This is a genomic window from Nocardia vinacea NBRC 16497 (assembly GCF_000308835.1).
GTDB classification, from domain to species: Bacteria; Actinomycetota; Actinomycetes; order Mycobacteriales; family Mycobacteriaceae; genus Nocardia; species Nocardia vinacea.
In genome coordinates, this window is sequence record NZ_BAGN01000182.1 from 36,759 (window position 1) to 63,379 (window position 26,621).

Here is a 26,621-nt window from a genome sequence, read left to right on the forward strand (position 1 = left end):
GCCCAGGGCGCGCGGTCGACAAGCCAAGTTAGTGAGAGATTGTTACACTAAGTCTCTCAAGTTCTTGGATGGTTGATCAAAGGAGATCGCAATGACCGCCGCCGCCGCATTCGATGCCGATTCACGGACCGCACCGGAGCGCCGCCCGTTCGCACCGGGTACTCGAATGTGGGACGAAACCGGCCTGATCACCTTCTCCCTCACCGCCGGCTCGGCATTTCTGCTGCAGACCATGGAACCGACCATCGCCGCCGTGGTCGACGAACACTCCACCTTCCGCACCGATCCGCTCGGACGCGCGGTGCGCAGCATCGGTTCGGTGATGATGTGGATCTACGGCGGCGACGAGGCGATCGCCGAAGCGGATCGCCTGCGCAAGATGCACGCCTCGCTCAACACCACCACCCCCGATGGCGTCCGGCACAAGGCGCTGGCCTCTGGTCCGTGGGCGTGGGTACTGCACACCGGCACCTTCGCCTTCACCGAGAACGCCGAATACTTCGCCCGCCGCCCGCTGACCCCGGCCGAGAAGGACGCGTACTACCAGGAAACGGTGCAGCTCATGCGCAATTTCATGGTGGCGCCCAAGGAGATTCCGGCGAACTACACCGAATTCGAGAAGTTTTTCACGGATACGGTGGAGAACCACCTGCAGGAGACCGGCACCGCGCACGACTACCTGCGGGTAATCCAGTCGATCGCGCCGCCCGAGCAATTGCCGCGTGCATTGCGGCCGGTCTGGAAGCGCATGGTCGCACCGGTTGGTCGGCTGCAGTATTTCGTCACCGTCGGCACCACCCCGGAGGCGGCCCGGCGCAAGCTCGGCCTGACGTGGTCGGAGTCCGATGAGCGCAAGCTGAAGGCGTTGGGCTGGTTCATCGCTCGCACGGTGCCGCTGCTGCCTGAGCGGGTGCGCTACTTCCCGATCGCGTTCGAGGCACGGCGGCTCGAGCGCGATCGCGCGCGTCTGCGCAAGGTCATCAATCTGCGTCCCATGTGACGCCTCGCGCGCGTCCACGGCCCGCGGTTGCCGCTCCGGCACCGCGGGCCGCGTCGTATCCAGGCAAAATGCCGATTTCCTGACCGACCGGTTTCTTCTTGACCGATATCCCGCGTGCAGCAACAACTCTCGAGCGACGGGCCTCGAGATGCCTTGGCGGACAAAGTCGCCCCCCTCGTCGCGAAACATATTCCACCCGTCCTGGTATACGTATCACGCACCCTACGACGCAGACCCGGTGCAGCCGCCCGACAATCCCGACATTGCGCCCAGAACCACGGCACAGCTCCGATTCACCAGCCTGAAAGGTATTCCCGCACATGGCTCACAAGCCCAGCGTGCTGTTCGTCTGTGTCCACAATGCGGGCCGCTCGCAAATGGCCGCCGGATTCCTCGATGCGCTCGCCGGCGACCGCATCGATGTGCACTCCGCCGGGAGCACGCCCGCCGACGTCATCAATCCGGCCGCCGTGGCGGTCATGGCCGAACTCGGTATCGATATCTCGACGCACGCGCCGAAGCTGCTGACCGTGGACGCGGTGGCCATGTCCGATGCCGTCGTCACCATGGGTTGCGGCGATGCCTGCCCGTTCTTCCCCGGTATCAGCTACCGCGACTGGATGCTGCCCGATGCGACCGGTGAGGACATCGCCATCGTGCGCTCGATCCGTGACCGGATCCGCATCCTGGTGGAAAACCTGATCGCGGAACTGATCCCGGCCACCGCCTGCTGAGTCCGATTTGTTCAAGACGCCTACCGAAGTGCCGCATACGCTGCGGATATGACTCCACAACTCAATGTCATCGGCATTGTCGTCAGCGATATGGCCGCCTCACTCGCCTTCTACCGACGCCTGGGTCTCGAGTTCCCGGAGGCGGATGACGGGCATATGGAGGCACCCTTGCCCGGCGGTATGCGGCTGACGCTGGATACCGAGGCCGTGATCAAGTCGTTCCACTCCGACTGGCAGCCGCCGACTTCCGCGGGGCGACTCGGCCTGGCCTTCCAGTGCGCGGACCCCGCCGAGGTCGACGCGGTCTACAGCGAACTCATCGATGCCGGATACCGCGGCGAACTGAAGCCTTGGGACGCCTTCTGGGGCCAGCGCTACGCGACGATCCTGGACCCGGACGGCAATAGCGTCGATCTGTACGCCCCGCTGCCGGATCGAGCCGTCGCTATGAGCGGGTGAGCAATTCGCTCAACGGCATGCCGGCCAGTTCGCGCACATCGCGCGCGAGGTGGGCCTGATCGGCGAATCCGGTACGAAATGCGGTGTCCGCGAGCGGTACTCCGCTGCGGGCCACCGCGAGCGCCCGCTGCAGCCGCAGGATCCGCGCCAATGTTTTGGGCCCGTAGCCGAAGGCCGCGAGCGAGCGTCGATGCAACACCCGCGCACCGAGCCCCGCGGCCTCTGCCGTCGCCGCGACCGACCATCCGGCGTCCAGCGCATCGACGATCCGCCGCAATACCGGGTCGGGCGGTTCGGTGTCGCCGGCCCGCCGCATTGCGATCGCCTCCAATGCGACGGTCTGATCCGCTGCCGTCCCGACCTGTTCCGCGAGCCGCCGAGCCGCCGCCCCGGGCCACAGATCCGCCAACTCCACCCGTTTATCGCGCAATTCGTGCGCGGGCACCCCGAGCAGTGCGGGCGCGCTGCCCGGTGCGAATCGAATCCCGACCCATCGAGTGCCCGTCGCACCATCGGCCATATACGCCCGGGTGTCCGGTCCGGCCACCAGCAACCTGCCATTGCTCCACAGCAGGTCCATACATCCGTCCGGCAACACCGGTACGGCCGCGGCCCCGGTGACATTGGTATTCGTCCACACCACGGCACCCGGGAACCGCGACGGCCGCTCCCGGTATCCCGGCACTACCTCTGCCACCAATCCGAGGCTACCCGCGACGTCTCGTGCCTCGGTCGAGGAAGGTCAGCAGCCGGTCGGCCAGCCACTGCGGCCGCTCCTCGGGCACGAAGTGACCGCAGTCCGGGATCCGTTCCAGCCGCATATCATCGGCGTAATCGCGATAGCTGTCCGGCACGCCCTCGGAGAGCGAATCGCAGGCACCGTTGAGGTGCAAGGTCGGAACTCGCAGGCGCATCATGCGGTAGTGCCGTGCGAAATGCGGTACCTCGTGCAACACCACATTGCGATTGAAGTCGATGGTCGCCGCATTCGCGCCCGGTGTGCGCATCCGGGACAGATAAGCCACCGTGACCGACCCCCGGCGAACTCGGCAATGCCGATGCCACCGTCACCACCGACCTGCACACCCTGGGTCGCCTCGGCACGCGCCAACTCGATCCGGCGGATGTGGTCGACCGCGTGCACGTCACAGGCGATACCGAACTCGCCTTGCGCCTACTGGGATTGGTGATCGGTCACCGATGGATTCCCGGCAGCCGCGTCGTCGCATCGAGCAGACCGGACCACACCGCCGAGGAGGCACATCGTATGCTCGGGACGCGGGCTGGGCGCCCGCGTCACAGCGATTCAGTGCGGGGTGATGCCGCGCGGGACGACCCGGATCAGGTGATCGTCGCCCGCGGCGATTTTCGACTCCGGATCCTTACATCCGACGGTGACCTCGGCGCCGGCGGGTGAGGAAAAGGTCCACAGCGTCATCCACTCTTTTCCGCCGATTGTTTCCTGTTTTTTCGTATTGGTGGAACGGAGGTCTTCGTTGCGGCCGGTGCTGTCGGTTACCGCGCAGCGTAGGCTCCCGCTCGCCGCACCCCAGTCGACGGGCACCTTGATATCCATTACGGCATCGGCGGGAATCGGCACTTTCTTGGTCTCCCCCAACGGAATCCGCACGCCACCGTCCGGCTCCTCGTTTTCGACGGGCGTCGCACTCACCGAACTCGTTTCCGATGGTGCGGACGAACTCGACGCGGCCGTCGTGGACTTGTCATCGGTGCATCCCGCCACGGTAACGGCGAGTGCCGCCGTCGCCGTCATCCAGATCAGTTTCACAGGTCAACCTCTCTTCGACAGAGCATGACTACAACTTCCAGATGGACGCAGACTACATGGCGCGAAAATCGGCAATTTGTTCGCAAATAAGAGGACTCGGTGGATATCGAAAATCTCCGATAGCGTCATATGCCATGACGATGCCCGTCGCATTCAGCACCCTCGATGTCCGCACCGCGGACGGCAATGCCGACGCCTACCTGGCCCGACCCGATGACGGCACCACCCATCCCGGGGTGCTGTTCAATATGGACGCCTACGGCCTGCGGCCGTGGCTGCGCGAAATGATGCAAGCCATCGCGGCCGACGGCTACACCGTGTTGGCGCCCAATATTTTCTACCGAACCGGGCCCGCTCCGGTGCTCCCGATGCCCGATTCCGCCGATCCGGAAGGGCATGCGAAATTCTTTGTCGCACTTGGCCCGGCGCGGGCGGCGCTCACTCCCGAAAAAGCATTGCAGGACACCCGAACCTATCTCGATTGGCTGGACGCGGCCGACTTCGTGACACCGGGTCCGGTGGCGGTAACCGGATACTGCATGGGCGGCCGGCTCGCCTTGCGCGCCGCGGGCGCATTCGGCAATCGCATCGCCGCAGCCGCCAGTTTCCACGGCGGCCGGCTGGCGGTCGACGAACAACCCGACAGTCCGCATCACACCGCCGCGGGCATCACCGCCGAATTGTTGATCGCCCATGCGAGCCAAGATGATTCGATACCCCCGGAGCAGATCACCCGTTTGGAAAAGGCTCTCGACGCGGCGGACGTCCGCTATGCATCGGTGGTCTACCCGAATACCCGCCACGGTTTCACCATGCGCGACACCCCGGTCTTCGATCAGGCGGCCTACGACCGCCACCTCACCGATCTGCTCGACCTCCTGCACCGGGCGTTCCCCAGCGCCTGACGAGAAGGGCAAGATGATCAGTGAGGACAGGAGCGCGAATGGAACTGAGCTACGGCGATGTGAAGGCCGCCGCCGATCGGATCGCCGGACACGTGCGGCCGGTCGCCATCGCATCCGGGGACGCGATAGCGACGACCGGCGAGCTATGGCTGGCACTGGAATTCATGCAGCACACCGGCTCGTTCAAGGCCCGTGGTGCCCGAAACTTCATCCAGGCGCACCAGGACGACGGGACGCTGCCAGATGCGGGCGTGACCATCGCATCCGGCGGAAACGCCGGACTCGCGTGTGCGTGGGCGGCCCGCGAACAGGACGTACGGGCGACGGTATTCCTGCCGACCACCGCGCCGCTGGTCAAGGTCGAGCGGTTGCGCGGTTACGGCGCGGATGTGCGCCTGGTCGGCGCCGAATACGCCGACGCACTCGCCGCCTGTCGCGAATTCGCCGACACCAGTGGCGCTTTGCCTTCACACGCGTACGACAACCCCTACATCGCGGCCGGAGCGGGCACCCTGATGGTGGAGATCCACCACCTGCTTCCCCGACTGGACACCATCGTCACCGCGGTCGGCGGCGGCGGTCTGTTCGCCGGGGTCGCCACGGCCGCGGGTCACTACGGCGTCCGAACGATCGCGGTCGAGCCGGAACACTGCCGTGCGCTGCACGATGCGATCCAGGCCGGACGGATCGTCGACGCGACGGTCGATTCGGTCGCCGCCGATTCCCTCGGCGCCCGCCGCGCCACCGAATTGGCACTGCACGCGGCCCAGAACTATGACGTGACCTCGGTGCTCGTCCCCGACGCCGACATCATCGCGGCCCGTCTGGCGCTGTGGCAGGACCGCCGACTCGCGGTGGAACACGCCGCCGCAACGGCGGTCGCGGCGCTGACCACCAACGCGTATCGCCCCGAGCCCGGTGAGCGGGTCTGCGTCGTCCTGTGCGGGGCCAATACCGATCCGGCGGATCTGGCGCGATAAAGCGCACTACGCTCGATATCGACTCGGATGGAGGCACATCATGTCGGTTCAATCCCTGATGGTCCCGATCGGAACGCCGGCTCCGGAGTTCAGCCTGCCCGACCTCGACGGTCAGCTGCACACCCGCGCCGACTACGCGGACGGGCCCGGGCTACTGGTCATCTTCGCCTGCAACCACTGCCCGTATGTGCGGCACCTCGAGTCGAAGCTCGGCGAGGTGCTCGGCACGCTGACCATCCCGACGGTGGCGATCTGCACCAATGACGCCGACGCCTACCCGGATGACGCGCCGGAGCACCTGCGGGCCCAAGCCGACCGTGCCGGTTGGAAATTCCCCTACCTGATCGACGAAACACAACAGGTCGGTCGAGCCTTCCGGGCCGCGTGCACGCCGGACTTCTTCCTCTACGACGCACACCTCGAACTCGCCTACCGCGGCGCATTCGACGAATCCACCCCGGGCAACGGTAAACCGGTGACCGGCAACGAATTACGCGCCGCGGTCGAGGCGGTACGCACCGGAGCCCCCGTGCCCGAGCCGCATCGGCCGAGCATGGGTTGCTCCATCAAATGGCGTGCCTAGGTGCCGATCACGGCATTCATGATGGTGCCCGCGCTGGTCGCGACTACACCGCCGATCATGGCTCCCGCCACCATCTTCGGCGATTGCAGACCGCCGCCGGACCACTTCTCCCAGGCGAATCGACCGCCCGCGTAGGTGATGGCGGTAATGCCCGCCAGCAGGATGAACCAGGTGAAATAGCGCACCATCTGCAGGATCTTGTCCGCGAGGGGCGGCGCCTCAGGTGTCGGGTTGCCGAGTTGGGCCAGGACTGCTCCATACGTGTCATGTGCCGCGGCGAGAATCATGCTCACAGTCGTACCCCTCTTCTGATATCGGCGACGCTGGTAAGCGCCTAGCCAGATAATAGCGGCTCGACTCGAGACAGATTGTGCAGCAAGCGGATTCAACGACATTCCGGTCAGCTGGATTCCGACACGGGCTTGCGATCACGCCGCAGCATGTACAACGCGATCGCCGATCCCGATACCGTGAGGACAGCGGCTATCGGATAGATCGAACGCAGTCCCGGTCCGTCATCGATGGCCCAACCGCCGATGCGGCCCGCGCATGCGGCGGCGAGCTGGAATCCGGAGGCATTGACCGCGACCGCCAGTGTGGGTGCCGCGCCCGCCGCGGTCACGACCCGAATCTGCATACCGGGAATGATCGCGAAGGCCAGCACACCCAACACGAAAATCAGTGCCACCGTGATCAATTGAATTTCGGCGACGCCCCAGAGCAGCGCAGGGACGCTCGCCAGCGCGGCGAGCAGACCCACCAGCGATGGCATCAGCGCCTTATCGGCCAGCCGTCCACCGAGATAATTGCCGAGCACCGCGCCCGCGCCATACACCAGCAGCAGCGCGGGAACCACACTCTCCGCGAAGCCGCTCACCTCGGTGAGCAGCGGGGTGAAGTACGTAAAGACCGTCACCACACCGACATTGCCGAGCACGGTGAGCCCTATCGCCAATCGCACACGGCGATCGGCGAATACGCGCAGCTCGCCGCGCACAGATCCGCTCGACGGCGCGGGCATCGTCGGCAGGAAACGCAGCACGAGCAGCAGCGCGACGGCCGCGCACACCGCGACCGACACGAATGTCGCACGCCAGCCGAAAGTTTGGCCGATGGCCGCGCCGATCGGCGTGCCGCCGACAATGCCCAGATTCATGCCGAGCGCCACCTGCGCCACCGCCGATGCCTCGCGGCCGGGTTCGGCCGTCGATACGACCGTCGCGATGGCGACGGCGAAAAACGTTGCCACCACGACTCCTGCGGCGAATCTGGCCAGCAGCACGGTCGAATAGTTCGGTGCGAGAGCCGAACCCAGGTTCGCGACGACCGCCACCGCGACCAAACCGACCACGAGCGGTTTGCGCGGCAGCCCCGCCGTCGCCACGGTCACCACCGGCCCACCGACGATCATGCCGAGCGCATAGGCGCTCACCAGCAGACCCGCCGCGGCCACCGACACCCCGAGACCATCGGCCACCTCGGGCAGTATTCCGGCGATTACGAATTCGCCGGTGGTCAGGCTGAAGACCACCAGCATGAGCGCAAAGACAGCAGGACGCATATATCCACCCCAGATAGTTACAACTCAAATGATTCGAACTATAACTATCACAGTTCGAAGCATGACACTAGACTCGACGACATGAAGGAGCAGACGCCACCGAATCTCGCCGTGGATACCGAGATCGATCGGGATGTCTGCAAGCTGGTGCATCAGTTCACCCACCGCCTCGACGTGCACGTTCGCCGCGTCGCCGAGGCGTTGGATATGACGCCGTCGCAGGTGATCGCCCTGCGTGAACTGTCGGATCCGATTACCGCGCGCGAATTGGCCACCAGAATGTCGTGCGAGCCGTCGAACGCGACCTTCGTACTGGACCGCCTCGAACAGCAGGATCTGGTTCGGCGGCAACCACATCCGACCGACCGGCGCGCCAAGCAGATCGTGCTGACGGCAGCCGGGGAGCGGCGGCGCGCCGAGGCGCTCGATCTGCTCGGCGCGCAGTCACCACTGACCTCGCTCACCGCCGCCCAGCAGCAGACCCTGCGCGATCTACTGCAGGCAATGGTGCCGCCGGTTGTTTAACCATACGGTCGGACGTACTCTTTAGTGATGACGGAGGACAAACGCCTGCTGCGCGGTGCACGGAGTCGCCAGCTCGTGCTGCGCCAAGCGGTCGACACCGCATCCCTCGACGGTCTGGAGGGTTTGAGCTTCGGCAAGTTGGCGACCGATACCGGGCTCAGCAAGGCGGGTGTGCAGACCCTGTTCAAGACGAAGGAGACGCTGCAACTCGCGGCGCTCGATTTCGCCCGCGATATGTTCATCGATGCCGTCATCCGGCCCGCCCGCGCGCAACCGCATGGGGTGCAACGGCTTCGCGCCCTGATCGAATTCTGGATCGTCTACGCGCAGACACCGCTGTTCACGGGCGGCTGCTATCGGGTCGCGAATATGTCGGAGTTCGACAGCCGTCCCGGTCCGGTCCGTGATGCCTTGGTACGCGATCAGCGGGACTGGATGGCGATTATCGCGGGCGAACTCCGGTATGCCGTCGATGCGGGCGAAATCGCCGATCTGGATATCGATCTCGCCGCCTTCCAGATCGACGCGGTCCTCTGCGCCGCCAATACCGCGCTACGCCTCGGCGAAGCCGATGCGGTGCCCAAGGTCCGTCGAGTTGTCGAAAGCTTCCTCATCCCGGCGACCTAGGGATCAGGGGCAGTCGGCGGCCTGCTGCAGCTCGATCCTGATCCGGTCATCGCTGAGGATGAGGGTGCCGTCGCCGGTGGTGGTCCATGTGGGCGCGAGGAGCAGGAAGTCGAGTAGCCAGGAGTCCTGGTCTGCGAATTCCGGCGGATAGGACAGCACGGTGGAGAACGGGGACCGGGTTTTCAGGACGCCGCTGTCGGCATCCACCTCGAACATCACGGTATTGGCGCCCGCGTGCGCGGACAGGCGGCGGGTCTCGTCGACGAACCACAGGGTGATCCGGGTGCCGCGGACCAGGAATCGTGGTCGGCCATTCTCGGTGACGGATGAGGAGACGTAGCGGTGGCCCCAGAGATCGGAATCTTGCATCGGTGGATCGGCCCTTACTCGCATCGTTCGACAGCCCATCTATCCTGATTCCCGCGCCGAGCGTGCAGAACGGCCCGGTCCACTGAACGAACCGATCAGCGAAGATTCTTCTCGATTTCGCGCGCGGCATGCGCGACCAGCCCCGGCAGATTCGGCGGAAACTGTTGGGACAGTGAGATACAGCCGATCGCGGCCGCATCGCACATGCTCGGCTGACGGATTGCCGCTGCGGCACAACAGATCCCGGCGATCAGCTTGTGATGATCTACGGAAACCATTCCGGCATCGACGATTCCGGAGCAGACACGCTGCCATTCGGCGGCAGAATAGGTCGGCGGCGGGACGGTATTGTCGGCCCGTCCCGCGAAGAGCACCTGCGCCAGCGCGGTGCGATAGACCAACTCCGGATCGACGGTGGTGTTGACGAAGAACTCGGCACCCTTGATCCCGGAGACCATCCGAACCTCGCCCCCGTCGAGAATGCACACCGCGACAGTCGAATTCGTCAATGCGGACAATACCCGGGCGGGCCGTTGCGCGGCCCGGCGCAGGATAGGCGCGGCCTGCCAATGCCGCCCGAGCTCGGCCATCCGCTCGCCGACGAAATACCGCTGCTCCACCCGCTGCACGGCACCGAGCGCCACCAACTGTTCGGCCAACCGATATGCGGTGGCCTTCGCCAATCCGGTAGTGCGGGCCAGTTGCGAGAGTCCGCAGCCCTCCGGTGCCACCGAAATGGCCTCCAGTATCTGGAAACCGGCATCGAGCACACCGCGGCTCGCTCCGTCAGCCGATGGGCTACCGGCCATCGCGCCCGCCCTCCTCCTTGCCGCGGCTCCTATCTGCACGCGGCAAGAAAAGATGGTACGCCGGTTGTCGTTCGCAACAAGGCGTTCCGGACCGGGGTCAGCTCACATTGAGGACGACCTTGCCTGGGCCACGCCCCTTTTCGCTCTCCTCCTGCGCGGCTGCCGCCCGCTCGAGCAGGAAGGTCCGCGCCTCCCCCGGCAGCCGGAACGCACCGCTGGCGACACGTTCGGCGACCTGCTCGAGCAGTTCGGTAGGCCGCTCGGGACTGCTGCCCGCGAGGAAGGTGACACCGAGTTCGCGGGCAGCCGGATCGGCGATCGTCACGATCCGGTCGGTGCCGCCGCGCAATTCGATGGCGGCGGGCAGCACACCATGTCCGGCCGCGTCGAAGACCGCGTCGATGCCGTTCGGCGCGAGTTCGCGCACACGCTCGGCCAGCCCGGCGCCGTAGGTGGTCGGGGTGGCGCCGAGTTCGCGCACAATGTCCTGATTGGCCGCGGATGCAGTGCCGATCACGGTGACGCCCTCGGCCGCGGCCAGCTGCACCGCCATCGACCCGACCGCACCGGACGCACCGTTGATCAGCAACGTTTCCCCCGGTTGTATTTTCAGTGCCGCCAATGACTTCGCCGCCGTCGAAACCGCGACCGGGAGCGATGCGGCGTCCGGCCAGGACAATTCCTCGGGTTTCTTCACGACGGCATTGCTGAGGGTGTATTCGGCATACGCCGCGACCGCCCAGCCCAGTACCTCGTCGCCGACCGCCACATCCGTGACATCCGGACCGACCGCATCGACCACCCCCGCGATTTCACCACCGGGATACTGCGGAAACACCGGCTCGCCGAAAGACAACGCGCCGGAACGGATCTTCCAATCCGCTGGATTCACCGCCGTGGTCCGCACCGCGACTCGGACCTGCCCCGGGCCCGGTTCCGGGATCGGGATGTCGACGATCTGCAGTACGTCCGGACCGCCGAATTCGTAGAACGCAATCGCCCGCATCGTCCCAGCCTACGGGTGGGACCGCGCGCTTACGGGTAGCGCCGCCAGGTTTTCTCAGGAGAGTCTCATCGAACACCTGCCCTTGGTCTCAGAACCGTTCCGTTCAATGACCGGTGGCTGCCCCGCCCGGTCCCAGTCTCACCCGGGCGGTAGGCAGCGCCAACTTCGGCAAGAATCCGAAACGACCTCGAACCTAATCGACGGCTATCTCGTAACTCCTACAACAACGAGCCGACAACGCCGAGGTCATGATGAGCGTCGAACACGTCAACCGTCGAACAATCGTCATCGGAGCGGGGGCCGCGGCCGTTGTCGCAGCCTGTTCTACGAGCGAGAACTCGTCGACGCAGGCCACCTCCAGTTCCACCGCGATACCGACGACGACATCGAGTTCCGTTGCCGCCGAACCTTCGCCGCCCCCGACCGAGGTGCCTGCCGGGCCGGAACCCACCCCGGGCACCGCACTCACCCGCACCTCCGATGTGCCGATCGGGTCCGGGGTATTACTCGGCGATACTGTCATCACCCAGCCGAGTCCGGGTAATTACCAAGCTTTTTCGGTGATCTGCACGCATGCGGGCTGTGCCGTCGCCACAATCAGCGGCGGCACCATCAATTGCCCTTGTCACGGCAGCAGATTCAATCTCGACGGATCCGTCGCCACCGGTCCGGCCACCCAGCCGCTCGCCGCGCGCACCATCTCGGTAGAGGGCGACTGGATCGTCGCGGGCGCCTTCGCGCCGCTACCCGCCGCCCGGCAAGAGGTCCAGGAGCAACCCGCACCGGCACCGCCGGTCGAGGAAGGCGCACCGGAGAACGCCCTCACCCGCGCCTCCGACGTACCAGTCGGCTCCGGGCTCATCCTCGGCGATACCGTGGTGACCCAACCGAATCCCGGTAATTACCAGGGCTTCTCGGTGATCTGTACACATCAGGGCTGTGCCCTCAACGAAATCGCGGGCGGCACCATCAACTGTCCATGTCACGGCAGCAAATTCAATCTCGACGGATCCGTGGCGACCGGTCCGGCAAACGAACCGCTGTCGCGCCGCGAGGTATCGGTACAGGGCGACTGGATCGTCGCGGGCGCACCGGCGATACCGCCGGTGATCAAGCCGTGGTGGTGCGAGATCCCGATCTTCGCGCCGGGTAGTGCGGACTGCTGACTATTTCCGCCGCGATGTTCGGGTGGCTCCGATGGAGGCCGCCACCACGCAGATGACGCCCGCCCATTGCGCCGCGTGCATGATCTGGCCGAGGACGATCAGTCCGGCGAGTGCGGCAGCCGCGGGTTCCAGGCTCATCAGCACGCCGAAGACACGCGGTGGAATGCGCCGCAGCGCTTCGAGTTCGACGGAATACGGCAGTACCGACGACAGCATCGCGACCGCGAAACCGGCAGCGAGGACCGAGGGCTGGAACAGTGTGGCGCCCGCGTCGGCAATGCCGACCGGGACCATGAGCACACCGCCGAAGGCCATCGCAATGGCCAATCCCCCGCCGCCGCTGGTCCGGTCACCGAGTGCGGCACTCAGCAGAATGTAGCTCGCCCACAGTGCTCCCGCGGCCAGCGCGAACAGCACACCCGACCAGCCGACATCGCCGCCCGCCTTGGTCAGCAGCAGTACGCCGCCACCGGCGAGCACGGCCCACACCGGATCGGTCCAGCGCCGCGAGCCGGCCAGCGCGACGGTGAGCGGTCCCAGGAATTCGAGGGTGACCGCCATACCGAGCGGAATCCGGTCGATGGCCTGGTAGAAGCACAGATTCATGGCGGCGAGCACGGTGCCGTAGCCGAGTACCACCGGTAGCGCCCGCCGCTCGATCCGCAGCGCGGACCGCCAGACCACCAGCAGCACCACCCCGGCGAAGAACAGTCGCAGCGTAACCGCACCCGCGGCCCCGGTGGCGGTGAACAGCTGCTTGGCCAGTGCCGCGCCGACCTGCACGCTGACGATCCCGATCAGCACCAATGCCGTCGGCGGCACCCCGCCGAGCCCGCGCGCGTGCACCGCGCGCAGGGGCGTCAGCGGCCACGCCGACTTCGGATTCCGTTCGATATCGATCGCGACCACGCGGTGCCCTCCGTCCAAAAACCCAGCATCCCAGAAACGGTCAGGCCGCCGGGCGAGGACCTGCCAGATCGACGAGATCGATATCCTTCGGCGCGGAATCGCGTTCGCCCGCTTGCGACTTCGCCCGCTTGCTGGCGACGAGATACGCAACGACCAGCAACACGCTCAACCACACGTAGGTGTTCCCCCACAGGTGTTGCCAAGGCGTCCAAGCCAATTCGCGGCGATTATCGCCCGGCAGCCAGTTCTGCGGCCCGTAGACGAATGCCGCGGTGGTGAGGACGATCGCCACATACCAGCCGATCGCCCGACCGCGCGGCAGCGTGGTCGCGTAACAAACCATCGCGAACAGCGCAGGGGCGATCATCACCCAGTGATGCGACCAGGAGATCGGTGATACCAGCAGCGTGAAGACAGCGTTGATCGACAGCGCGAGTGCGGGCACCTCGGCGGCCTGCCGCATGGCCGGGACCACCAGCGCGAGCAGCGCCGCACTCAGCACCAGCCACAGCACGGTGAACAGCGGCTTCTCCACGCCGAATCGGGCGAGCACGGCCTGGATCGACTGGTTGGTATGGAAGGAGGAGCCGCTGAGTCCGGAGACATTGCCGAGTCCGCCGAACCAGTAGTTGACCGATTCCTTGGGCAGGATCGCGAAGCTGAGCGCGGTCGCCACCGCACCGGTAATCGCGGCTGTGACGGCGGCGCGGTAATCCCGGCGCACCAGGAAGTAGAGCACGAATGCGGCCGGTGTCAGCTTGATCGCGGCGGCAACGCCGACCAGCATGCCGCGCCGCCATTTCGGCTTCGCGGTGAGCGCATCCGCGGCGACCAGCACCATCAGCAGCAGGTTCACCTGTCCGAAGTCCAGTGTGGAGCGGACCGGCTCCAGCAGCATGGCCAACGGTGTCGCGCAGGAGGCGGCAAGCAGTGCGAGTCGCAACGCGCCACGCTCGGGCCAGCGCCGCCGCGCGACCAGATACAGCGTGACGGCCAGCGCGAGCGTCGAGGAGATGAAGAAGGTGAAGGCCGCGGCATCCCATGGCAGCAGCGCGAACGGGCTCAGCACCAGTGCGGCGAACGGCGGGTAGATGAACGGCAGGCCGATGCCGATGGTGGTCTGCGGCAGCTGGCCGTACATATCCGCGCCGTCGCGCAGCGCCTCGATACCGAGCCGGTACACCTGCAGGTCGATGAACCCACCGGTGATCCGGTGGAAGGGCCACAGCGGCGCCATCAGGCACCAGGTGGCGAAGGCGACGAGCAGTACCGGCACCAGCCACACCGCGCGCCCGAATCGTCGGTTCACGGGCTTCGACCTATCTGGGGTGGTGACACTACTCATCCGCGGCGACTATACCGACCCGCACGAACGCAGCCGAATCCGCGTTGTTGCTCATGGCACAACGCTCAGGACGCCCCGAACAAGCCCAGCAGATCGTTCTTGCCGAACATGGCGGCCGCGGCCCGCGCGGACGGCGTCCCGGCGTCCGGATCCGCACCCGCGGCGAGCAGGGCGCGCAGGATCTCGGTCTCGCCCTTGAAGACCGCACCGGCCAACGGGGTCTGCCCCTTGTCATTGGCTCGATTCGGGTCGGCATCGCGCGCGAGCAGCACCTGCACGGCGTCCTGATGACCGTGGTAGGCGGCCAGCATGAGCAGCGTGTCGCCGTTGTCGTTGGTGAGGTTGACCGGGACTCCGGCATCGAGGTACGCCGTGAGCCGCTCGGCATCGCCGTGCCGAGCCAGATCGAAGATCTTGGTGGCGAGTTCGATCAGGTCCGGGTCCGTCTCGTCATTGCCCATCTGCCAGTACTACCACTCGCGATGCGCCGGAGACGGCAGTTGTCACGGAATGATTCGGCCTGTCGCGGTCGATAACAGTTTCATAACTCGGCGATCGGGTAACCCGTGAACATGACAGTGACGCACAAGCGATTTCACCGCCCCGCCGGTGTCGATCGCGGAACCGTGTTGCTGGCCTCGGCAACCTGCCTGATTTTCGTGGCCGGCATCGCCACCATCACCCGTTCCTTCCCGACCAGCGCGGCGGCCGCCGGATGCATCGCGGCCGGACTTGCCGTGACACTCGGCATCCTCCCGCACAGTCGTTAGCCGATCACCAGAACCTCGACTCCACTACTCGATACGGCAGGCTTACTGCCGTGCGTGTACTGCTGCTCGGCCCTTTCGAGGTCCGCGATGACGAGGACCGACCACTCCGGATCGCCGGGGTCAAGGTGCGCGCATTGCTGGCCCGGCTCGCTATGGAACCCGGCCGAGTCGTGCCCGCCGATGCGCTCGCCGATGCGATCTGGGACGGACGCCCGCCGGATAACGGCACGAATGCGTTGCAGGCCTTGGTGTCTCGAGTCCGGCGCGCGGTGGGCACGGCGCGGGTCGAGGGACTCGCGCCCGGTTATCGGCTGGTCATCGATCCGGTCGATGTGGATGTCGTCCGGTTCGAGCGTCTGGCCGCGGCCGGGCGGGAATCGGATGATCTGGCCGCGCTGCGCGAGGCCGAGTCCCTGTGGCGGGGTCCGGCGCTGACCGAACTGCTGGAGCTGCGGTTCGCGGCCGATGCGGCGGTGCGGTTGGACGAGTTGCGGCTCGGCGCGGCCGAACACCGGCTCGGGCTGGAGGTCGCCGTGGGCAATGATGTCCTCGACGAAGTGCGCGCGCTGGCCGAGGCGCATCCGCTGACCGAGCGCATCCAGGCTCTGTTGATTCGTGCGCTGTATGCGGCGGGTCGGCAGGTCGACGCATTGGCCGCCTTCGAACGCACCCGGGATCGGCTCGGCGACGAACTCGGCATCGATCCGTCCTCCGAACTGAGCGAACTGCACCTGTCGATTCTGCGGCAGGAATCCGCGGCGCCGCGCCGACGCACCAACCTGCGCGCGCAGGTCACGAGTTTCGTTGGGCGCGAAGATGATGTGGCCGATCTGACAGCGCGACTCGCGGCAGCCCGGCTGATCACCATTGTCGGACCGGGTGGTGCAGGTAAGACTCGACTCGCCGTCGAGGTGGGCGAGCGGGTTTCCGGTGGCGTCTGGCTGGTCGAACTCGCCGCGGTGCGCGATCCGGAACAGGTTGCGTCTGCGGTGCTCACCACGATCGGTGTGCGAGAGGTCGGGGTGCTGGAGCCGTCGGCGGGTGATCCCGTCGACCGGTTGGCGGAATTCCTTGCGCAGCAACATGTCCTACTGATTTTGGACAATTGCGAACATCTCGTCGATGCGGTCGCCGAGCTCGTCGACCGGCTGCTCGGTGCGTGTCCGGAGCTACGGGTGCTGGCGACCAGCCGGGAATCACTCGCGGTCGATGGCGAACACATTCACCAGATACACCCGCTGTCGTGGCCCGATGATGCGGCCGTGGCCGAAAGCTATTCGGCGGTGCGGCTTTTCGTGGAACGAGCGCGAGCGGTCCGTCCGGATTTCGCGCTCGACGCCGGTACCGCCCTCGCCGTGGTCGAGATCTGCCGACGGCTGGACGGTTTGCCGCTGGCCATCGAATTGGCGGCGGCGCGGCTGCGGGCACTATCGGTCGGCCAGATCGCGGCGAAGCTCGATGATCGGTTCACGCTGCTCGGTCGCGGCAGCCGGACGGCGCAGGCCAGACATCGGACACTGCGCGCGGTCATCGAATGGAGTTGGGCACCGCTGTCGGAGCCCGAACGTGAACTTGTCATGTGGCTGGCGGTCTTTCCGGCCGGTGCGACCCTCGATGCCGTCGACGATCTCGAGTTGCTCACCGGGTTGGTGGACAAGTCGTTGGTCGAACGCGGCGGCGAGCGGTATCGGATGCTCGAGACGATCCGGTCGTATGCGTTGGAACGGCTGGCGGAGTCCGGCCGGGAGGCGGTGGTTCGGGGCAGGCAGGCGCAGTACATGCTGCGGCTCGCCGAATCGGCGGAGGCCGAACTGCGGTCCGCCGCGCAGCTCGACGCGCTCGCTCGACTCGATGTCGAGCGCGACAATATCGCCGCCGCATTGCGATTCGCGGTCGACACCGATGCTGTCGATTTGGGCATTCGGCTGATCGCCGCGATGTTCTGGTACTGGACGTTGCGCGGGATCCACAGCGAACGGCTGCACTGGATGCGGGCGGTGTCGGAGCTTCGGGGCGAGGTGCCGGACGAGCTGCGGGCATTGCGCGGTGTGCTCGATGGGTTGTCGAGATATGAGGGCGGGGCGATCGATGACGGGATGCGGGCGGTGGCCTCCGGTCTCGAAATCGCAAGGAGCTCGGGTTTACCCAGTGGACCGGCTCGTACGGTGTTGCTGGTAGCGCCCGCATTCCTCGAGGGGCGGGGCCTTTCGGCTTCATGGCAAGGGCTCGTCGGATGGGAGCGGGGTATTGCGCTCTTACTCGATGGTACGAGCATCGACCAATTGGTCAGCGCGAAAAAGGAATTCGAGTCGGCGGGCGAACGTTTCGGTCTGTCGACGACGCTTCAGTCGATCGCGGACGACCAGATGCGCCGTGGTGATCTGCCCGAGGCGATCACTTCGCTCACCCGTGCCACTACGGCCTTCGAAGAGCTCGGCAATGCGGGTGATGCCGCGGCCGTCTGTGCCGAATCGGCCATTGCACTGGCTCGACTCGGCGAACTCGACCGTGCCGAAGTTGCGCTGGCCCGGGCCGGACAACACGTCGAGGCGGCCGGAGAGCCGGGCACCGCGACATATGTGCGGCTTGCGCGTGCGGAGTATCTGCTGCGTCGCGGGGATCGGAAAGCGGCACTGCGTGAACTCGAGCGGGCCGAAACCGGTCTCGCGAACACTGCCTTCGGTACTCGAATTCGGGCTCGGAGTGCCGGTTTTCGAGCGCTCATCGCAATTCTCGACGACGATCCGGTGCGGGCTCGGCGAGTCCTCGATACGGCGACCAGGGGGCTGATCATCGGTCGAAACGGATCGATGACCACTGCGAGCGGGGCACAACCATACGACTTGGCGATGTTCGCGCACTTGTATGCCGCGTTGGCAATGCGCGACGGCAACGCAACCGCCGCGGCCCACTTACTCGGTGCGGCGGCCGCCATGCTCGGCACCGAGGATCGGCGTGGGTACGACAATCTCATCGCACCGGCAGACCGAGCCCGCGAAGCACTCGGTGCTGAAGCCTTCACCACTGCCTACGAGAGCACAGCGGGCCTGCGACCCACCGCCGCAATCGAATTCCTGCGGTCACAGGCGACATGAACGCCGATTCTCTTGTCATGCGAAGGGCGCGCAGCTACTGCTCGTCGAGCCCCAGGGTGAAACTGAGTCAGTTATCGGAATCCACTGGTATGGAAGCGGATTCGGGGACCGCACCCGCGACGATCATGCCGAGCAACGCGAGTGCGCGCTCATCGGCCGAATCCTGCTCGGCGTGATAGGCGATGAGGATCTGGCCAGGAGCTCCGTTGACGGCGAACGTTTCGTAGGACAGCGTGAGGTCGCCGACCAGCGGGTTGCGAAAATGTTTGACGCCCGCGGTTTTCGCGCGCACGTCATGACGGGCCCACAGCCGCCGGAAATCCTCGCTCTTCAGCGTCAATTCGCCGACCAGTTCGGTCAGGCGCGGATCGTCGAGGTCGGTGCCCGCGGTGGCACGCAGGCTGGCGACGGTATCCGCGGCAATGCTCGGCCAGTCGGCATAACACGCACGCGCCTGCGGGTCCAGAAAGATCGCCCGCACCATATTGACGCCCTCGGCCGAACAGGAGTTGACCGCGGTGGCCAGTGGATTCGCCGCGAGCACATCCATATGCCGACCGAGTACCAATGCGGGCGTATTCGGCCAGGAATCCATCAGGCGCAACAGCCCGGGGGCGACCCGCTCGGGCCGTCGCGTTGCCCGCTTGCGCCGGGCCGTCGGCCGCGCCAACTCGCGCAGGTGCGCGACCCCTTCCTCGTCCAACGCGAATACCCGGGCCAACGCCTCGACGACCTGCTCGGACGGATGCTTATCCCGTCCCTGCTCCAGCCGCACGTAGTAGTCCGCGCTCATGCCCGCGAGCATGGCCACTTCCTCGCGGCGCAGTCCGGCCACCCGCCGCTGGCCACCACCCGGAATACCGAACTCCTCCGGACGCACCAGTTCGCGGCGGGCGCGGAGGAACACGCCCAATCGGTTCTCGGAGTCCATGTACCCGAGGGTAGGACAACCGGGCCTGGCCTGGGTGGCCCCGCTACTACCAGGAAGTCCGCAGCCTGGCGGGTGACGATCTCGGATACGAACGTGGTGCTCATGACAAACAACCTCGAAGGCCGCACCGCGGTAGTCACCGGCGCATCAAGTGGCATCGGCGCGGCCACCGCCCGACAGCTCGCACACAACGGCGCCCGCGTCGCCCTGCTCGGCCGTCGCAAGGATCGGATCGAAGAACTGGCGGCCGAGATCGGCGGATCGACCCTCGCGGTGGTCGCCGATGTGGCCGATCGGCAATCAATGCGCGATGCCGCCGCGACCGTGCGCGCGGCATTCGGCCGGGTCGACCTGGTGGTCGCGAATGCGGGCGTCATGCTCGCCGCGCCGTTCGAAGCCGCGGACACCGACGAATGGGATCAGATGGTGGGTACCAATATCAACGGATTGCTCTACACCGGAAGAGCTTTCATCGATGACCTGCTCGCCGCGGCACGCGATGGCCGCCGCGCGGATCTGGTGCATGTCGGCTCGATCGGCGGGCATACCGTCTTTCCCAACTACGGCGTCTACACCGCGACGAAGGCCGCGGTTGCCCATCTCACCCGCAATCTGCGCGCGGAACTCGGCCCGCGCGGGGTCCGGGTGAAGAACATCGAACCCGGATTCGTCGAAACCGAACTCGGTGCGGGGATGCGCGATGAAGATCAGCGGGCCGGGCTCACCCAGTGGCGCAGCGAACTCGAAATCCTGCGTTCCGACGATATCGCCGATGCGATCGCCTACGCCGTCGCCGCACCGTCGCGGGTCAATGTGGCCGAGCTCATCGTCGTACCGACCCAGCAGGGCTGAAACCGACGCGGCGGACGTCCCTCCGGACGTCCGCCCGCTCCGTCAGAAGCGCGTTTATGACAGCGCCGTCCATCCGTCCCACACCCGTGGGCCGATATCGCCGCGCACACATGCCAGGCGAAGATCCGCCTGCTCCTGGTACTCCGAATTCGCGGCGGCCGCCTGTGCGGCCATGGTGGCCATCCGGAACTCCCGGATATCGCGCAGCAGGTAGAAGCCGTCCCAGCGCATCACGTCACAGCCGTAGGCCTGGCAGTACTCGCCATACTGTGCATCGGTGATCCAGCCGAACGACGCGCATTCGATCGCCGCATGCACCAGATCCCATTCCGGCGGGCCGATCGATACCAGTCCGGTATCGAGCAGGATCACGCTGTCGTCCTCCGCGACCACCACATTGCCGCTCCACGCGGCGCCGTGGATGACAGACCACGGCCGTCCGTTCGGCAGCGCGGCCCAGCGCCCTCGAAGTTCCGCCAAATGCCTACGCAGCCAGGATCTGTCGTCCGCGCTCATGGTGTGCGCCGCGTCGATGCGTTCATCGAGTCCGACGAAGGGGGCCACCTGTCCGATTTCCATATCGGTCGGCGGCGCCAGCCCGTGCAGCCGCGTCAGCGCCGCAGCCACCTCCGCGGGTGTGCCGGCGCGGTGCTGCGGCAACTCGTGCCAGAAGGTCACCGCGCGACCGTCCACCACCACCGGCTGCGGAAGATCGGAAACCACCTGTGCCGCCGGAATTCCGGCGGACTCCAGCCATCGAGCGACATCGACCGCACGCTTGGCGGCGCCCTCCTGTCCCGGTGCGCCGATCCGCGCTATCACACCTCCGGGCAGCCGGTAGTCGATCTCGTCGGTCACTCGAAGTAGTTGGGCCCCTATGGCATTGACGCCCGCGTCCGCGCAGGCGACCCGCAGCATCGACCACGTCTCGTTACCAAGGCGCATCGCGGTCATTTGCCCATGGTAACGGTTCGATCTGACGAATTGCATTGATTCACAACCAATCTGACTTGCCATGCCCGGCAACCTGGTCGTTTGGATCGGCTCGAGTCTGCTCGAGGTCCACGCCTGGGTGTACGGGGCCAGAGTCTTCGCATACGAGCCGAAGATCTTACGGCCGTGGACATCACGTCCGTCGCGGACGCGATCGGCCTGGAAGAAACCCGGATCAGCCCGGAGTCGTCACTGATCGACGAACTCGGCGCTGAGTCGATCGACCTATTGGATATGTGGTTTCGCATCCACCGGGCTCCGGTGTGGAGATCTCCGGCGCCGATGTCGCCGCGCTCTTGCGAGGTGATATTCCGGACGACGAATTCGCCGAGCGAGGTGGGGTTGGCCCATCTCGAGCGAGTACTACCGCGGTTCCGTCGCGATTCACTGGCCGACCCACTGCGAAATGATCAGGTGCACAGTCTGATAACCGTAGGCAATCTGATCGATCTGGTGCATTCGCTGGCGGCGCAGCACAGAACCGAGGCTACGCCGCCGGAGGTGGAAACAGAACCCTGATCGCGCGGATTCAGGCTATTGGGGTCCCCGGACCGCGCCGAGATCCTGGCACTCGCACTGGGCATCCGGACCGATCGTGAACGAGACGCTGCGACCGCGGGCGTCCAACCTGCCATCACCCCAACTCGCGCTGCAGTAGGCGTCGACCTCGATGGCGTACTCGCCGTCGGCCAGATCAGCTGGTAGCTGCACCATTGCCGACGGCCGCCGGTCCACGAGATCCAGGTACATCCGCTGCGGATCGCCGCCGAGTGCCACCAGGAAGATCCGCGCGTACTCGAACTTCTTGCGGGCAGCCGATGCGTTGGCGGCCGACCATGTGACGCCGAGCGATCGGCGCGCGGTATCGGTGAACTCGACGGCGACTCGCAATGTCGCCTCGCCCTCCAGCCCGGCCTGGTACCGCACGGCTTCCTCCTCGTGTGCCTGCTACGTCGCATTATCTTCCGGGCCGGGTCGGCGGCGCGTAAATTTCGGCTCACCCGGTTTCCAGCTGTCTCACAAACGGACAGCCCCGAAGCCGCGCGAATCGTGGATATCGTCCGCGGCAAAATGATCGAACTCGATCTCAGCGCAGCCGTATTCGGCGTATGGCGCGGCGATAAGCAGATCGCCTCGGGTGCACTCGGCGGCTCCCCGCTCGGAGTTCCGGCGGCACCCGATATGCAGGTGCGAGTCGGCCAGCCGATGGAACCCATGCTCTCGACGGTGCTGCTACAGCTGAACAGGGAAGGCTTCGCTCGCCTCGACGAACCGATTGCCAAGTGGGTGCCGGATTTTCCCCGTGCCGACCAGATCACGCCGCGGATGCTCGCCAATGGCACCACCGGCATCTCGGACTACGTGACCGATCCCGTGTTCCTGAAGACTTTCTACGCGAACCCGATCAAGGGTTTCACCAGCCAGGAGCTCTTCGACCTGGCCAATGCGCGCCCGCCGCTATTCGCACCGGGTTCCAGCTTTTCCTACGCCCATAGTGATTTGGTCGTACTCGGTGTGGTGCTGGAGAAGGCCACGGGCAAGTCGCTCGGCAATCTGATTCAGCAGCGCGTCCTCGATCCGCTCGGTATGAAGCAGAGCCGTGTGATGCTGACGCCGCAGATGGTCGAGCCGAGCCTGCACGGTTCCACCGGCACGACACTCCCTGCGACGCAACTCGATCGCCGTGGTCAGGCCGATCGGGCCGGCGCCTGCGATGAGTACGGCGGTCTCATCCATCCGACATCACCTTCATGTCATCGACCGGGGGTAGTCGCCTCGGTGGTGCTGGTCGGACTCGCGCCGGTGGTCGCCACATCCTTCCCCGGCCGGGCATCAGCGCCGTAGAAGGTCGGCAGCATGCCTTTGACCAGCACCAGGGCGGACCCCTCACCCGACGGAACCGCCGCAAGGTTCGTGGCGACCACGATCGTGAGGTCCGATGCCGGGTCATGACCCATGAAGGTCATGAAACCCGGGAGCTGACCGTCGTGTCCGATGAGGTGGGTACCGAATCGCACGATGCCGAGGCCGTATCCGGCTTGATCAGGATTGGCGGGATCGATCGGCTGAATGCTGTCCAACCGAGTCTTCTGCATCTTCGCATCGAGCAGGCCACCGCCGACGAGCGCCTTCACATACGTCGCCATATCGGCGGCCGTCGAGATCGCACCACCGGCGGTCCACGCCCAAGACACGTTGATATTTGTTTGGTTGCCCGGTTTCAGGGTGCCCGCGACGGCCTCGGCCTGTTCCGCGGGAGGAAGTGCGTACGTGTCGATGGTGGAAACGTTGGTGCCGAAGGCATAGCCCTGGGGATGCGGATCCGGAATCGAGGAGTCCGTGGGCGCAGGCAGTGATGTGTGCTCGAGGCTCAGCGGTTCGAAGATGCGCTTCTGAAAGCTCTCGGCGGCCGTCATTTTCGTGAGCTTCTCGATGACCAGACCGAGCAGGATGAAGTTCGTATTGCTGTATTCGAACTTTTCCCCGGGTTGGAAGTTCACCGGGTGCGCGAACGCGATGGCCAGCAATTCCTCCGGCGTCCATACCTTCTGCGGCTCGTTGTCGAGTGCGGCATTGAACTGCGGGTCGAAGGTGTAACTGTATAGCCCGCTTCGCATTTCGTTCAGCTGAGCAATCGTGATCCGATCACCGTTCGGCACGCCGGGCCAATACTTGTCGATGGGGTCGTCGAGCGAGAGCTTGCCATCCTGCGCCAGCTGCAGGATGACCGTCGAAGTCATCGTCTTGGTATTACTGCCGACGCGAAAGTAGTCGTCGACTTCGATCGGCTCGCTCGTATCGATGGCTCGGGTACCGAATGCCGCGGCCCAATCGCCTTGCTTCGCCGATTTGACGACCACCACAGCGCCCGGAATGGCTTTGTCCTTCATCAGCGTGGTTATCACCGGCCGGATGGCGGCGGCGTATGCGGGCTCAGTGCCCGCCGCGGTCGATTGCGTGGAAGTTCCGGTGGTGTCCGTCGACGTTCCGCAACCCGTGACGATCAACAGCCCGGCCGCAACGCACGCGGCGATGCCTGTCCTGTGTCCCATAACGCTCCATCCGAGGTTTGCTGGAACGTGGCTATGTAACGCGGTGCAACACTAACTCCGTGCGACACGGTTTCGGGCGGGAATGCCCGCTCATTGCCACCTCCGCCGGCAGCGGCGCAACGAGTTCCACTCGGACGGCCCGCACGCGCGACGATGCTCCGTCCTTTCCGAAGATTCTCGGCGCGGCCTGCGCCGAGGTGATCCGCGTCTCAGGTACCGTGCGACGACCTACGCCCGGGCCATGAGCGGCTCGGTCGGCACAGCGAAAGGCGGGCATGATGGGCGGACTCTCGCGCGGGGCGGCCGGTGTGGCGCTGGCGGCGGCGTGTCTGGCAGTACCGACAACCTTGGCACCCCAAGCGAATGCGATGATCGCCCCGACGCTGTCAGTGGCGATGGTCGGCCCGGCACTCGGTGCGAACAGTGTCGCGGCGGTCGGCTGTGGGCAGACTGCGCAGGCGACGGTGCTGCGCCCCGACGGCACTCCGGTGCAAAACGGTGTCGTCGAATTCACGAGCCGCCTGCCCGGCCTGGGCGGGAATATCGTCGGGACCGTGCCGGTCACCAACGGCACCGCGAGCATCCTCTGGATTCCGGATACCGTCGGCCAGCACATCGTCAGCGCCGTCTACTACGACGGCCTGCCCGACTACCAACCAGCAGCCGGGTACACCACCGTCACCGCAGTAAACCTCGGCGGCTTCTGCGTGTAGTTCCGAACGATCCACCGAAACGACGAAGGCCCGGTCCGTATGGACCGGGCCTTTTCGTGGACATGGCGGGAACTTACTCGAACCGGACCGACATTTTGGAGGAGTTCGCTGAGCTGCTGAAACGGATCGAGCTAAGCGGACCGCGAAGGTCAAAGCCGGAGCGGATGCGGACGTCAGGTGGGCCAAAGAAGCTGCTGACACCCGAGGAGACGGCACAGATCGTGGCCAAATACGAAGCCGGCGCGTCGATGGCTCAGTTGAAGGTGGAGCACCATATGGCCAAGCGGACCGTGGCGAAGGTGCTACGGGAGGCCGGGGTGGTGATCAGGTCGCGGGGCGGCCAGCGCCGGTCATCCACCGTCGGGCAAGATCGCAAGGGCTAACTGATCATGCCCAGCACATGAGAGACTTTCCTGGAAATCTTGCGGGATTGAAATCTTCAAGGCTAGTTGGTCGCTAGGAGTCCAAATACGGAGGGAGGCCTTTTCTGGCCTGTCCAGCACAAAGGCCACACTGTGGATAGCGCGAGTAACGCCGACATACAAGCCGCATGCGGATCTTTCCTTCAGGGGATCGCCCTTGTAGAGAAATTTCTTTATTGAACCTGTAGGGAATATGAGTACCCGATCATGGGTAAGCCCCTTCGCCAAACCAAAATTTACCGCTACAACACCATCGGGCATGGGCGTAGAAACTCTTTCCCGCAAGCATACCGGGTTGAAAGTATCTATGTACTCGCGCACATGATCTTCCGAAATAGCGAAAACACCCTCGTGGTCGGACGTAGCAGTCTGTTTCGATATAGTTGGCGGAAATTTCTCAGCGGAATCAAAAATTGAATCCGAAAAGGTGGCGATAGCTTGAACAGACCGCCAGGTATCCGAGGAATTTTCGATACGCAGATGGCCGAGTTCGGCTTGCTCCTCGAACCATCCACGCATGCGAAGGCCCCTATATTCCGGCAAACGCGGATCGTTAGGATTCGTACTAATAAGAGATTGACGAAGATCTCCAACTAAATGGATCACACTGGTTGACTTGAGTAGCGATTCAACAATATCAAGATCGTAGCCAACCAAATCTTGAACTTCGTCTATGTATATTTCATCATATATGCGTTCAAGTCTCGCAATAACGCTACCTTCAGCGGCATCGGCGATATCTACCGCAAGCTTTGAAAGGAACATCTTGTATGCGCGCGAGTTTGAATCCAGGAAGCGGTCCACCCCACTGACAACAACAATTCCCCTTGCGTTCTTCGGCGGCGAACCGTCAAAATTTAGTCCACTAAGTTGCCGCCCTGGATATTTCAGCGGAAGAAACGGACGAACCCAATGACGCATTAGAAACGCGTACCAACCGCACACGTCTGGGAGGTTATCGGACCCGCAAACGGCATGGAGGCGTCGCTCAAGGTCACGCTGTCCAGTTTGAGTATAAGTGACGA

31 protein-coding genes and 1 pseudogene are annotated in these 26,621 nt (G+C 65.1%); 16 read left to right on the top strand and 16 right to left on the bottom strand.

The genetic code is table 11. The features are described 5' to 3' along the window. Positions 1-91: 91 nt before the first annotated feature. The 3 genes from ON44_RS24790 (at position 92) to ON44_RS24800 (ending at position 2,193) form a co-directional block, all read left to right on the top strand. A complete protein-coding gene (locus ON44_RS24790; RefSeq protein ID WP_040694253.1) occupies positions 92-1,000 on the top strand; it encodes an oxygenase MpaB family protein in 909 nt (302 codons plus the stop codon). 320 nt (positions 1,001-1,320) lie between these two features. Continuing rightward, entirely contained in the window at positions 1,321-1,734 is a 414-nt protein-coding gene (locus ON44_RS24795; RefSeq protein ID WP_040694256.1) for an arsenate reductase ArsC, read from the top strand. A gap of 48 nt (positions 1,735-1,782) precedes the next feature. After that, positions 1,783-2,193, top strand: coding sequence for a VOC family protein (locus ON44_RS24800; protein ID WP_040694258.1), 411 nt, complete (start codon positions 1,783-1,785; stop codon positions 2,191-2,193). Here ON44_RS24800 and ON44_RS24805 read toward each other — a convergent pair. The 3 genes from ON44_RS24805 to ON44_RS24815 form a co-directional block, all read right to left on the bottom strand. Beyond that, complete coding sequence (locus tag ON44_RS24805; RefSeq protein ID WP_306306513.1) at positions 2,180-2,890, bottom strand: helix-turn-helix transcriptional regulator; 711 nt, start codon at positions 2,888-2,890, stop codon at positions 2,180-2,182. The two genes, ON44_RS24800 and ON44_RS24805, sit on opposite strands and share 14 nt — an antisense overlap. A gap of 10 nt (positions 2,891-2,900) precedes the next feature. After that, the gene (locus ON44_RS24810) at positions 2,901-3,218 is read right to left on the bottom strand and encodes an alpha/beta fold hydrolase (RefSeq protein WP_157187295.1); all 318 of its coding nucleotides are present in this window, start codon (positions 3,216-3,218) and stop codon (positions 2,901-2,903) included. A 281-nt stretch (positions 3,219-3,499) separates the two neighbouring features. Next, positions 3,500-3,982, bottom strand: a complete 483-nt coding sequence (locus tag ON44_RS24815; protein WP_040694266.1) for a hypothetical protein — start codon at positions 3,980-3,982, stop codon at positions 3,500-3,502. 134 nt (positions 3,983-4,116) lie between these two features. Here ON44_RS24815 and ON44_RS24820 point away from each other — a divergent pair, with 134 nt between their 5' ends. From ON44_RS24820 to ON44_RS24830, 3 genes are read left to right on the top strand one after another with little or no spacing between them, the layout of a single operon-like run. Beyond that, a complete protein-coding gene (locus tag ON44_RS24820) occupies positions 4,117-4,887 on the top strand; it encodes a dienelactone hydrolase family protein (RefSeq protein ID WP_040694267.1) in 771 nt (256 codons plus the stop codon). Positions 4,888-4,925: 38 nt separating this feature from the next. Continuing rightward, complete coding sequence (locus ON44_RS24825; protein ID WP_040694269.1) at positions 4,926-5,867, top strand: threonine/serine dehydratase; 942 nt, start codon at positions 4,926-4,928, stop codon at positions 5,865-5,867. A 40-nt stretch (positions 5,868-5,907) separates the two neighbouring features. Continuing rightward, entirely contained in the window at positions 5,908-6,450 is a 543-nt protein-coding gene (locus ON44_RS24830; RefSeq protein ID WP_040694271.1) for a thioredoxin family protein, read from the top strand. Here the strand turns inward: ON44_RS24830 and ON44_RS24835 are convergent. Both ON44_RS24835 and ON44_RS24840 read right to left on the bottom strand, forming a co-directional pair. Continuing rightward, the gene (locus ON44_RS24835; protein ID WP_174415132.1) at positions 6,447-6,737 is read right to left on the bottom strand and encodes a hypothetical protein; all 291 of its coding nucleotides are present in this window, start codon (positions 6,735-6,737) and stop codon (positions 6,447-6,449) included. The two genes, ON44_RS24830 and ON44_RS24835, sit on opposite strands and share 4 nt — an antisense overlap. 113 nt (positions 6,738-6,850) lie before the next feature. Further along, positions 6,851-8,011: an MFS transporter gene (locus ON44_RS24840; RefSeq protein ID WP_040694277.1), complete on the bottom strand. Its 1,161-nt coding sequence runs from the start codon at positions 8,009-8,011 to the stop codon at positions 6,851-6,853. An 81-nt stretch (positions 8,012-8,092) separates the two neighbouring features. Between ON44_RS24840 and ON44_RS24845 the strand changes: the two genes are divergently transcribed. Further along, positions 8,093-8,536: a MarR family winged helix-turn-helix transcriptional regulator gene (locus ON44_RS24845; protein ID WP_040694280.1), complete on the top strand. Its 444-nt coding sequence runs from the start codon at positions 8,093-8,095 to the stop codon at positions 8,534-8,536. A 27-nt stretch (positions 8,537-8,563) separates the two neighbouring features. Next, complete coding sequence (locus ON44_RS24850) at positions 8,564-9,163, top strand: TetR/AcrR family transcriptional regulator (RefSeq protein WP_040694282.1); 600 nt, start codon at positions 8,564-8,566, stop codon at positions 9,161-9,163. 3 nt (positions 9,164-9,166) lie between these two features. Here ON44_RS24850 and ON44_RS24855 read toward each other — a convergent pair whose 3' ends face one another. The 3 genes from ON44_RS24855 to ON44_RS24870 form a co-directional block, all read right to left on the bottom strand. Further along, complete coding sequence (locus ON44_RS24855) at positions 9,167-9,532, bottom strand: META domain-containing protein (protein ID WP_040694285.1); 366 nt, start codon at positions 9,530-9,532, stop codon at positions 9,167-9,169. 95 nt (positions 9,533-9,627) lie between these two features. Further along, the gene (locus tag ON44_RS47040; protein WP_083898120.1) at positions 9,628-10,341 is read right to left on the bottom strand and encodes a helix-turn-helix domain-containing protein; all 714 of its coding nucleotides are present in this window, start codon (positions 10,339-10,341) and stop codon (positions 9,628-9,630) included. A gap of 97 nt (positions 10,342-10,438) precedes the next feature. Next, a complete protein-coding gene (locus ON44_RS24870; protein WP_040694293.1) occupies positions 10,439-11,347 on the bottom strand; it encodes an NADP-dependent oxidoreductase in 909 nt (302 codons plus the stop codon). A gap of 248 nt (positions 11,348-11,595) precedes the next feature. Between ON44_RS24870 and ON44_RS54080 the strand changes: the two genes are divergently transcribed. Then, positions 11,596-12,513, top strand: coding sequence for a QcrA and Rieske domain-containing protein (locus ON44_RS54080; protein WP_051182409.1), 918 nt, complete (start codon positions 11,596-11,598; stop codon positions 12,511-12,513). Here the strand turns inward: ON44_RS54080 and ON44_RS24880 are convergent, their stop codons facing one another. From ON44_RS24880 to ON44_RS24890, 3 genes are all read right to left on the bottom strand, one after another. Further along, a complete protein-coding gene (locus ON44_RS24880; RefSeq protein ID WP_040694296.1) occupies positions 12,514-13,422 on the bottom strand; it encodes an EamA family transporter in 909 nt (302 codons plus the stop codon). Between the two features lie 40 nt (positions 13,423-13,462). Beyond that, positions 13,463-14,767, bottom strand: a complete 1,305-nt coding sequence (locus ON44_RS24885) for a glycosyltransferase 87 family protein (RefSeq protein WP_083898121.1) — start codon at positions 14,765-14,767, stop codon at positions 13,463-13,465. Between the two features lie 65 nt (positions 14,768-14,832). Beyond that, positions 14,833-15,228: an ankyrin repeat domain-containing protein gene (locus ON44_RS24890; RefSeq protein WP_040694299.1), complete on the bottom strand. Its 396-nt coding sequence runs from the start codon at positions 15,226-15,228 to the stop codon at positions 14,833-14,835. A gap of 111 nt (positions 15,229-15,339) precedes the next feature. On the opposite strand from ON44_RS24890, the gene ON44_RS24895 reads away from it, so the two are divergent. Then, the gene (locus ON44_RS24895; RefSeq protein ID WP_083898150.1) at positions 15,340-15,537 is read left to right on the top strand and encodes a hypothetical protein; all 198 of its coding nucleotides are present in this window, start codon (positions 15,340-15,342) and stop codon (positions 15,535-15,537) included. A gap of 50 nt (positions 15,538-15,587) precedes the next feature. Further along, a complete protein-coding gene (locus ON44_RS24900) occupies positions 15,588-18,632 on the top strand; it encodes an ATP-binding protein (protein ID WP_051182410.1) in 3,045 nt (1,014 codons plus the stop codon). 67 nt (positions 18,633-18,699) lie between these two features. Here the strand turns inward: ON44_RS24900 and ON44_RS24905 are convergent, their stop codons facing one another. Next, positions 18,700-19,563, bottom strand: coding sequence for a helix-turn-helix transcriptional regulator (locus ON44_RS24905; protein ID WP_040694305.1), 864 nt, complete (start codon positions 19,561-19,563; stop codon positions 18,700-18,702). Between the two features lie 102 nt (positions 19,564-19,665). On the opposite strand from ON44_RS24905, the gene ON44_RS24910 reads away from it, so the two are divergent. Next, positions 19,666-20,415, top strand: coding sequence for an SDR family oxidoreductase (locus ON44_RS24910; protein ID WP_040694615.1), 750 nt, complete (start codon positions 19,666-19,668; stop codon positions 20,413-20,415). Positions 20,416-20,469: 54 nt separating this feature from the next. Here the strand turns inward: ON44_RS24910 and ON44_RS24915 are convergent, their stop codons facing one another. Further along, entirely contained in the window at positions 20,470-21,369 is a 900-nt protein-coding gene (locus tag ON44_RS24915; protein ID WP_040694308.1) for a phosphotransferase family protein, read from the bottom strand. 165 nt (positions 21,370-21,534) lie between these two features. Between ON44_RS24915 and ON44_RS24920 the strand changes: the two genes are divergently transcribed. Beyond that, complete coding sequence (locus tag ON44_RS24920; protein WP_051182411.1) at positions 21,535-21,927, top strand: acyl carrier protein; 393 nt, start codon at positions 21,535-21,537, stop codon at positions 21,925-21,927. A gap of 15 nt (positions 21,928-21,942) precedes the next feature. On the opposite strand, the gene ON44_RS24925 is transcribed toward ON44_RS24920, so the two are convergent. Beyond that, on the bottom strand, positions 21,943-22,335 hold the full coding sequence (locus ON44_RS24925; protein ID WP_040694311.1) for a hypothetical protein: 393 nt from the start codon (positions 22,333-22,335) through the stop codon (positions 21,943-21,945). 81 nt (positions 22,336-22,416) lie between these two features. Here ON44_RS24925 and ON44_RS24930 point away from each other — a divergent pair. After that, a pseudogene (locus ON44_RS24930) lies at positions 22,417-23,058 on the top strand (serine hydrolase domain-containing protein); the annotation flags it as partial. Between the two features lie 104 nt (positions 23,059-23,162). Here ON44_RS24930 and ON44_RS24935 read toward each other — a convergent pair. Next, positions 23,163-24,461 (bottom strand): serine hydrolase domain-containing protein, encoded by a 1,299-nt coding sequence (locus ON44_RS24935; protein ID WP_040694313.1) that lies wholly within the window; start codon positions 24,459-24,461, stop codon positions 23,163-23,165. A 278-nt stretch (positions 24,462-24,739) separates the two neighbouring features. Between ON44_RS24935 and ON44_RS24940 the strand changes: the two genes are divergently transcribed. Next, positions 24,740-25,174 carry a hypothetical protein gene (locus ON44_RS24940; protein ID WP_157187296.1) on the top strand — a complete coding sequence of 145 codons (435 nt, stop codon included), beginning with the start codon at positions 24,740-24,742 and terminating at the stop codon, positions 25,172-25,174. Between the two features lie 56 nt (positions 25,175-25,230). Further along, positions 25,231-25,557, top strand: coding sequence for a helix-turn-helix domain-containing protein (locus tag ON44_RS24945; protein WP_040694318.1), 327 nt, complete (start codon positions 25,231-25,233; stop codon positions 25,555-25,557). On the opposite strand, the gene ON44_RS50455 is transcribed toward ON44_RS24945, so the two are convergent. Next, on the bottom strand, positions 25,525-26,541 hold the full coding sequence (locus ON44_RS50455; RefSeq protein ID WP_157187297.1) for an ATP-dependent helicase: 1,017 nt from the start codon (positions 26,539-26,541) through the stop codon (positions 25,525-25,527). The two genes, ON44_RS24945 and ON44_RS50455, sit on opposite strands and share 33 nt — an antisense overlap. Positions 26,542-26,621 lie beyond the last annotated feature (80 nt).

Bases quoted from the DNA above. Each gene is read 5' to 3' on its own strand.
- ON44_RS24790 (WP_040694253.1), top strand. From the start codon at position 92: ATGACCGCCGCCGCCGCATTCGATGCCGATTCACGGACCGCACCGGAG.
- ON44_RS24795 (WP_040694256.1), top strand. From the start codon at position 1,321: ATGGCTCACAAGCCCAGCGTGCTGTTCGTCTGTGTCCACAATGCGGGC.
- ON44_RS24800 (WP_040694258.1), top strand. From the start codon at position 1,783: ATGACTCCACAACTCAATGTCATCGGCATTGTCGTCAGCGATATGGCC.
- ON44_RS24820 (WP_040694267.1), top strand. From the start codon at position 4,117: ATGACGATGCCCGTCGCATTCAGCACCCTCGATGTCCGCACCGCGGAC.
- ON44_RS24825 (WP_040694269.1), top strand. From the start codon at position 4,926: ATGGAACTGAGCTACGGCGATGTGAAGGCCGCCGCCGATCGGATCGCC.
- ON44_RS24830 (WP_040694271.1), top strand. From the start codon at position 5,908: ATGTCGGTTCAATCCCTGATGGTCCCGATCGGAACGCCGGCTCCGGAG.
- ON44_RS24835 (WP_174415132.1), bottom strand. From the start codon at position 6,737: ATGATTCTCGCCGCGGCACATGACACGTATGGAGCAGTCCTGGCCCAA.
- ON44_RS24840 (WP_040694277.1), bottom strand. From the start codon at position 8,011: ATGCGTCCTGCTGTCTTTGCGCTCATGCTGGTGGTCTTCAGCCTGACC.
- ON44_RS24845 (WP_040694280.1), top strand. From the start codon at position 8,093: ATGAAGGAGCAGACGCCACCGAATCTCGCCGTGGATACCGAGATCGAT.
- ON44_RS24850 (WP_040694282.1), top strand. From the start codon at position 8,564: ATGACGGAGGACAAACGCCTGCTGCGCGGTGCACGGAGTCGCCAGCTC.
- ON44_RS24855 (WP_040694285.1), bottom strand. From the start codon at position 9,532: ATGCAAGATTCCGATCTCTGGGGCCACCGCTACGTCTCCTCATCCGTC.
- ON44_RS47040 (WP_083898120.1), bottom strand. From the start codon at position 10,341: ATGGCCGGTAGCCCATCGGCTGACGGAGCGAGCCGCGGTGTGCTCGAT.
- ON44_RS24870 (WP_040694293.1), bottom strand. From the start codon at position 11,347: ATGCGGGCGATTGCGTTCTACGAATTCGGCGGTCCGGACGTACTGCAG.
- ON44_RS54080 (WP_051182409.1), top strand. From the start codon at position 11,596: ATGATGAGCGTCGAACACGTCAACCGTCGAACAATCGTCATCGGAGCG.
- ON44_RS24885 (WP_083898121.1), bottom strand. From the start codon at position 14,767: ATGAGTAGTGTCACCACCCCAGATAGGTCGAAGCCCGTGAACCGACGA.
- ON44_RS24890 (WP_040694299.1), bottom strand. From the start codon at position 15,228: ATGGGCAATGACGAGACGGACCCGGACCTGATCGAACTCGCCACCAAG.
- ON44_RS24895 (WP_083898150.1), top strand. From the start codon at position 15,340: ATGACAGTGACGCACAAGCGATTTCACCGCCCCGCCGGTGTCGATCGC.
- ON44_RS24905 (WP_040694305.1), bottom strand. From the start codon at position 19,563: ATGGACTCCGAGAACCGATTGGGCGTGTTCCTCCGCGCCCGCCGCGAA.
- ON44_RS24910 (WP_040694615.1), top strand. From the start codon at position 19,666: ATGACAAACAACCTCGAAGGCCGCACCGCGGTAGTCACCGGCGCATCA.
- ON44_RS24915 (WP_040694308.1), bottom strand. From the start codon at position 21,369: ATGACCGCGATGCGCCTTGGTAACGAGACGTGGTCGATGCTGCGGGTC.
- ON44_RS24935 (WP_040694313.1), bottom strand. From the start codon at position 24,461: ATGGGACACAGGACAGGCATCGCCGCGTGCGTTGCGGCCGGGCTGTTG.
- ON44_RS24940 (WP_157187296.1), top strand. From the start codon at position 24,740: ATGGGCGGACTCTCGCGCGGGGCGGCCGGTGTGGCGCTGGCGGCGGCG.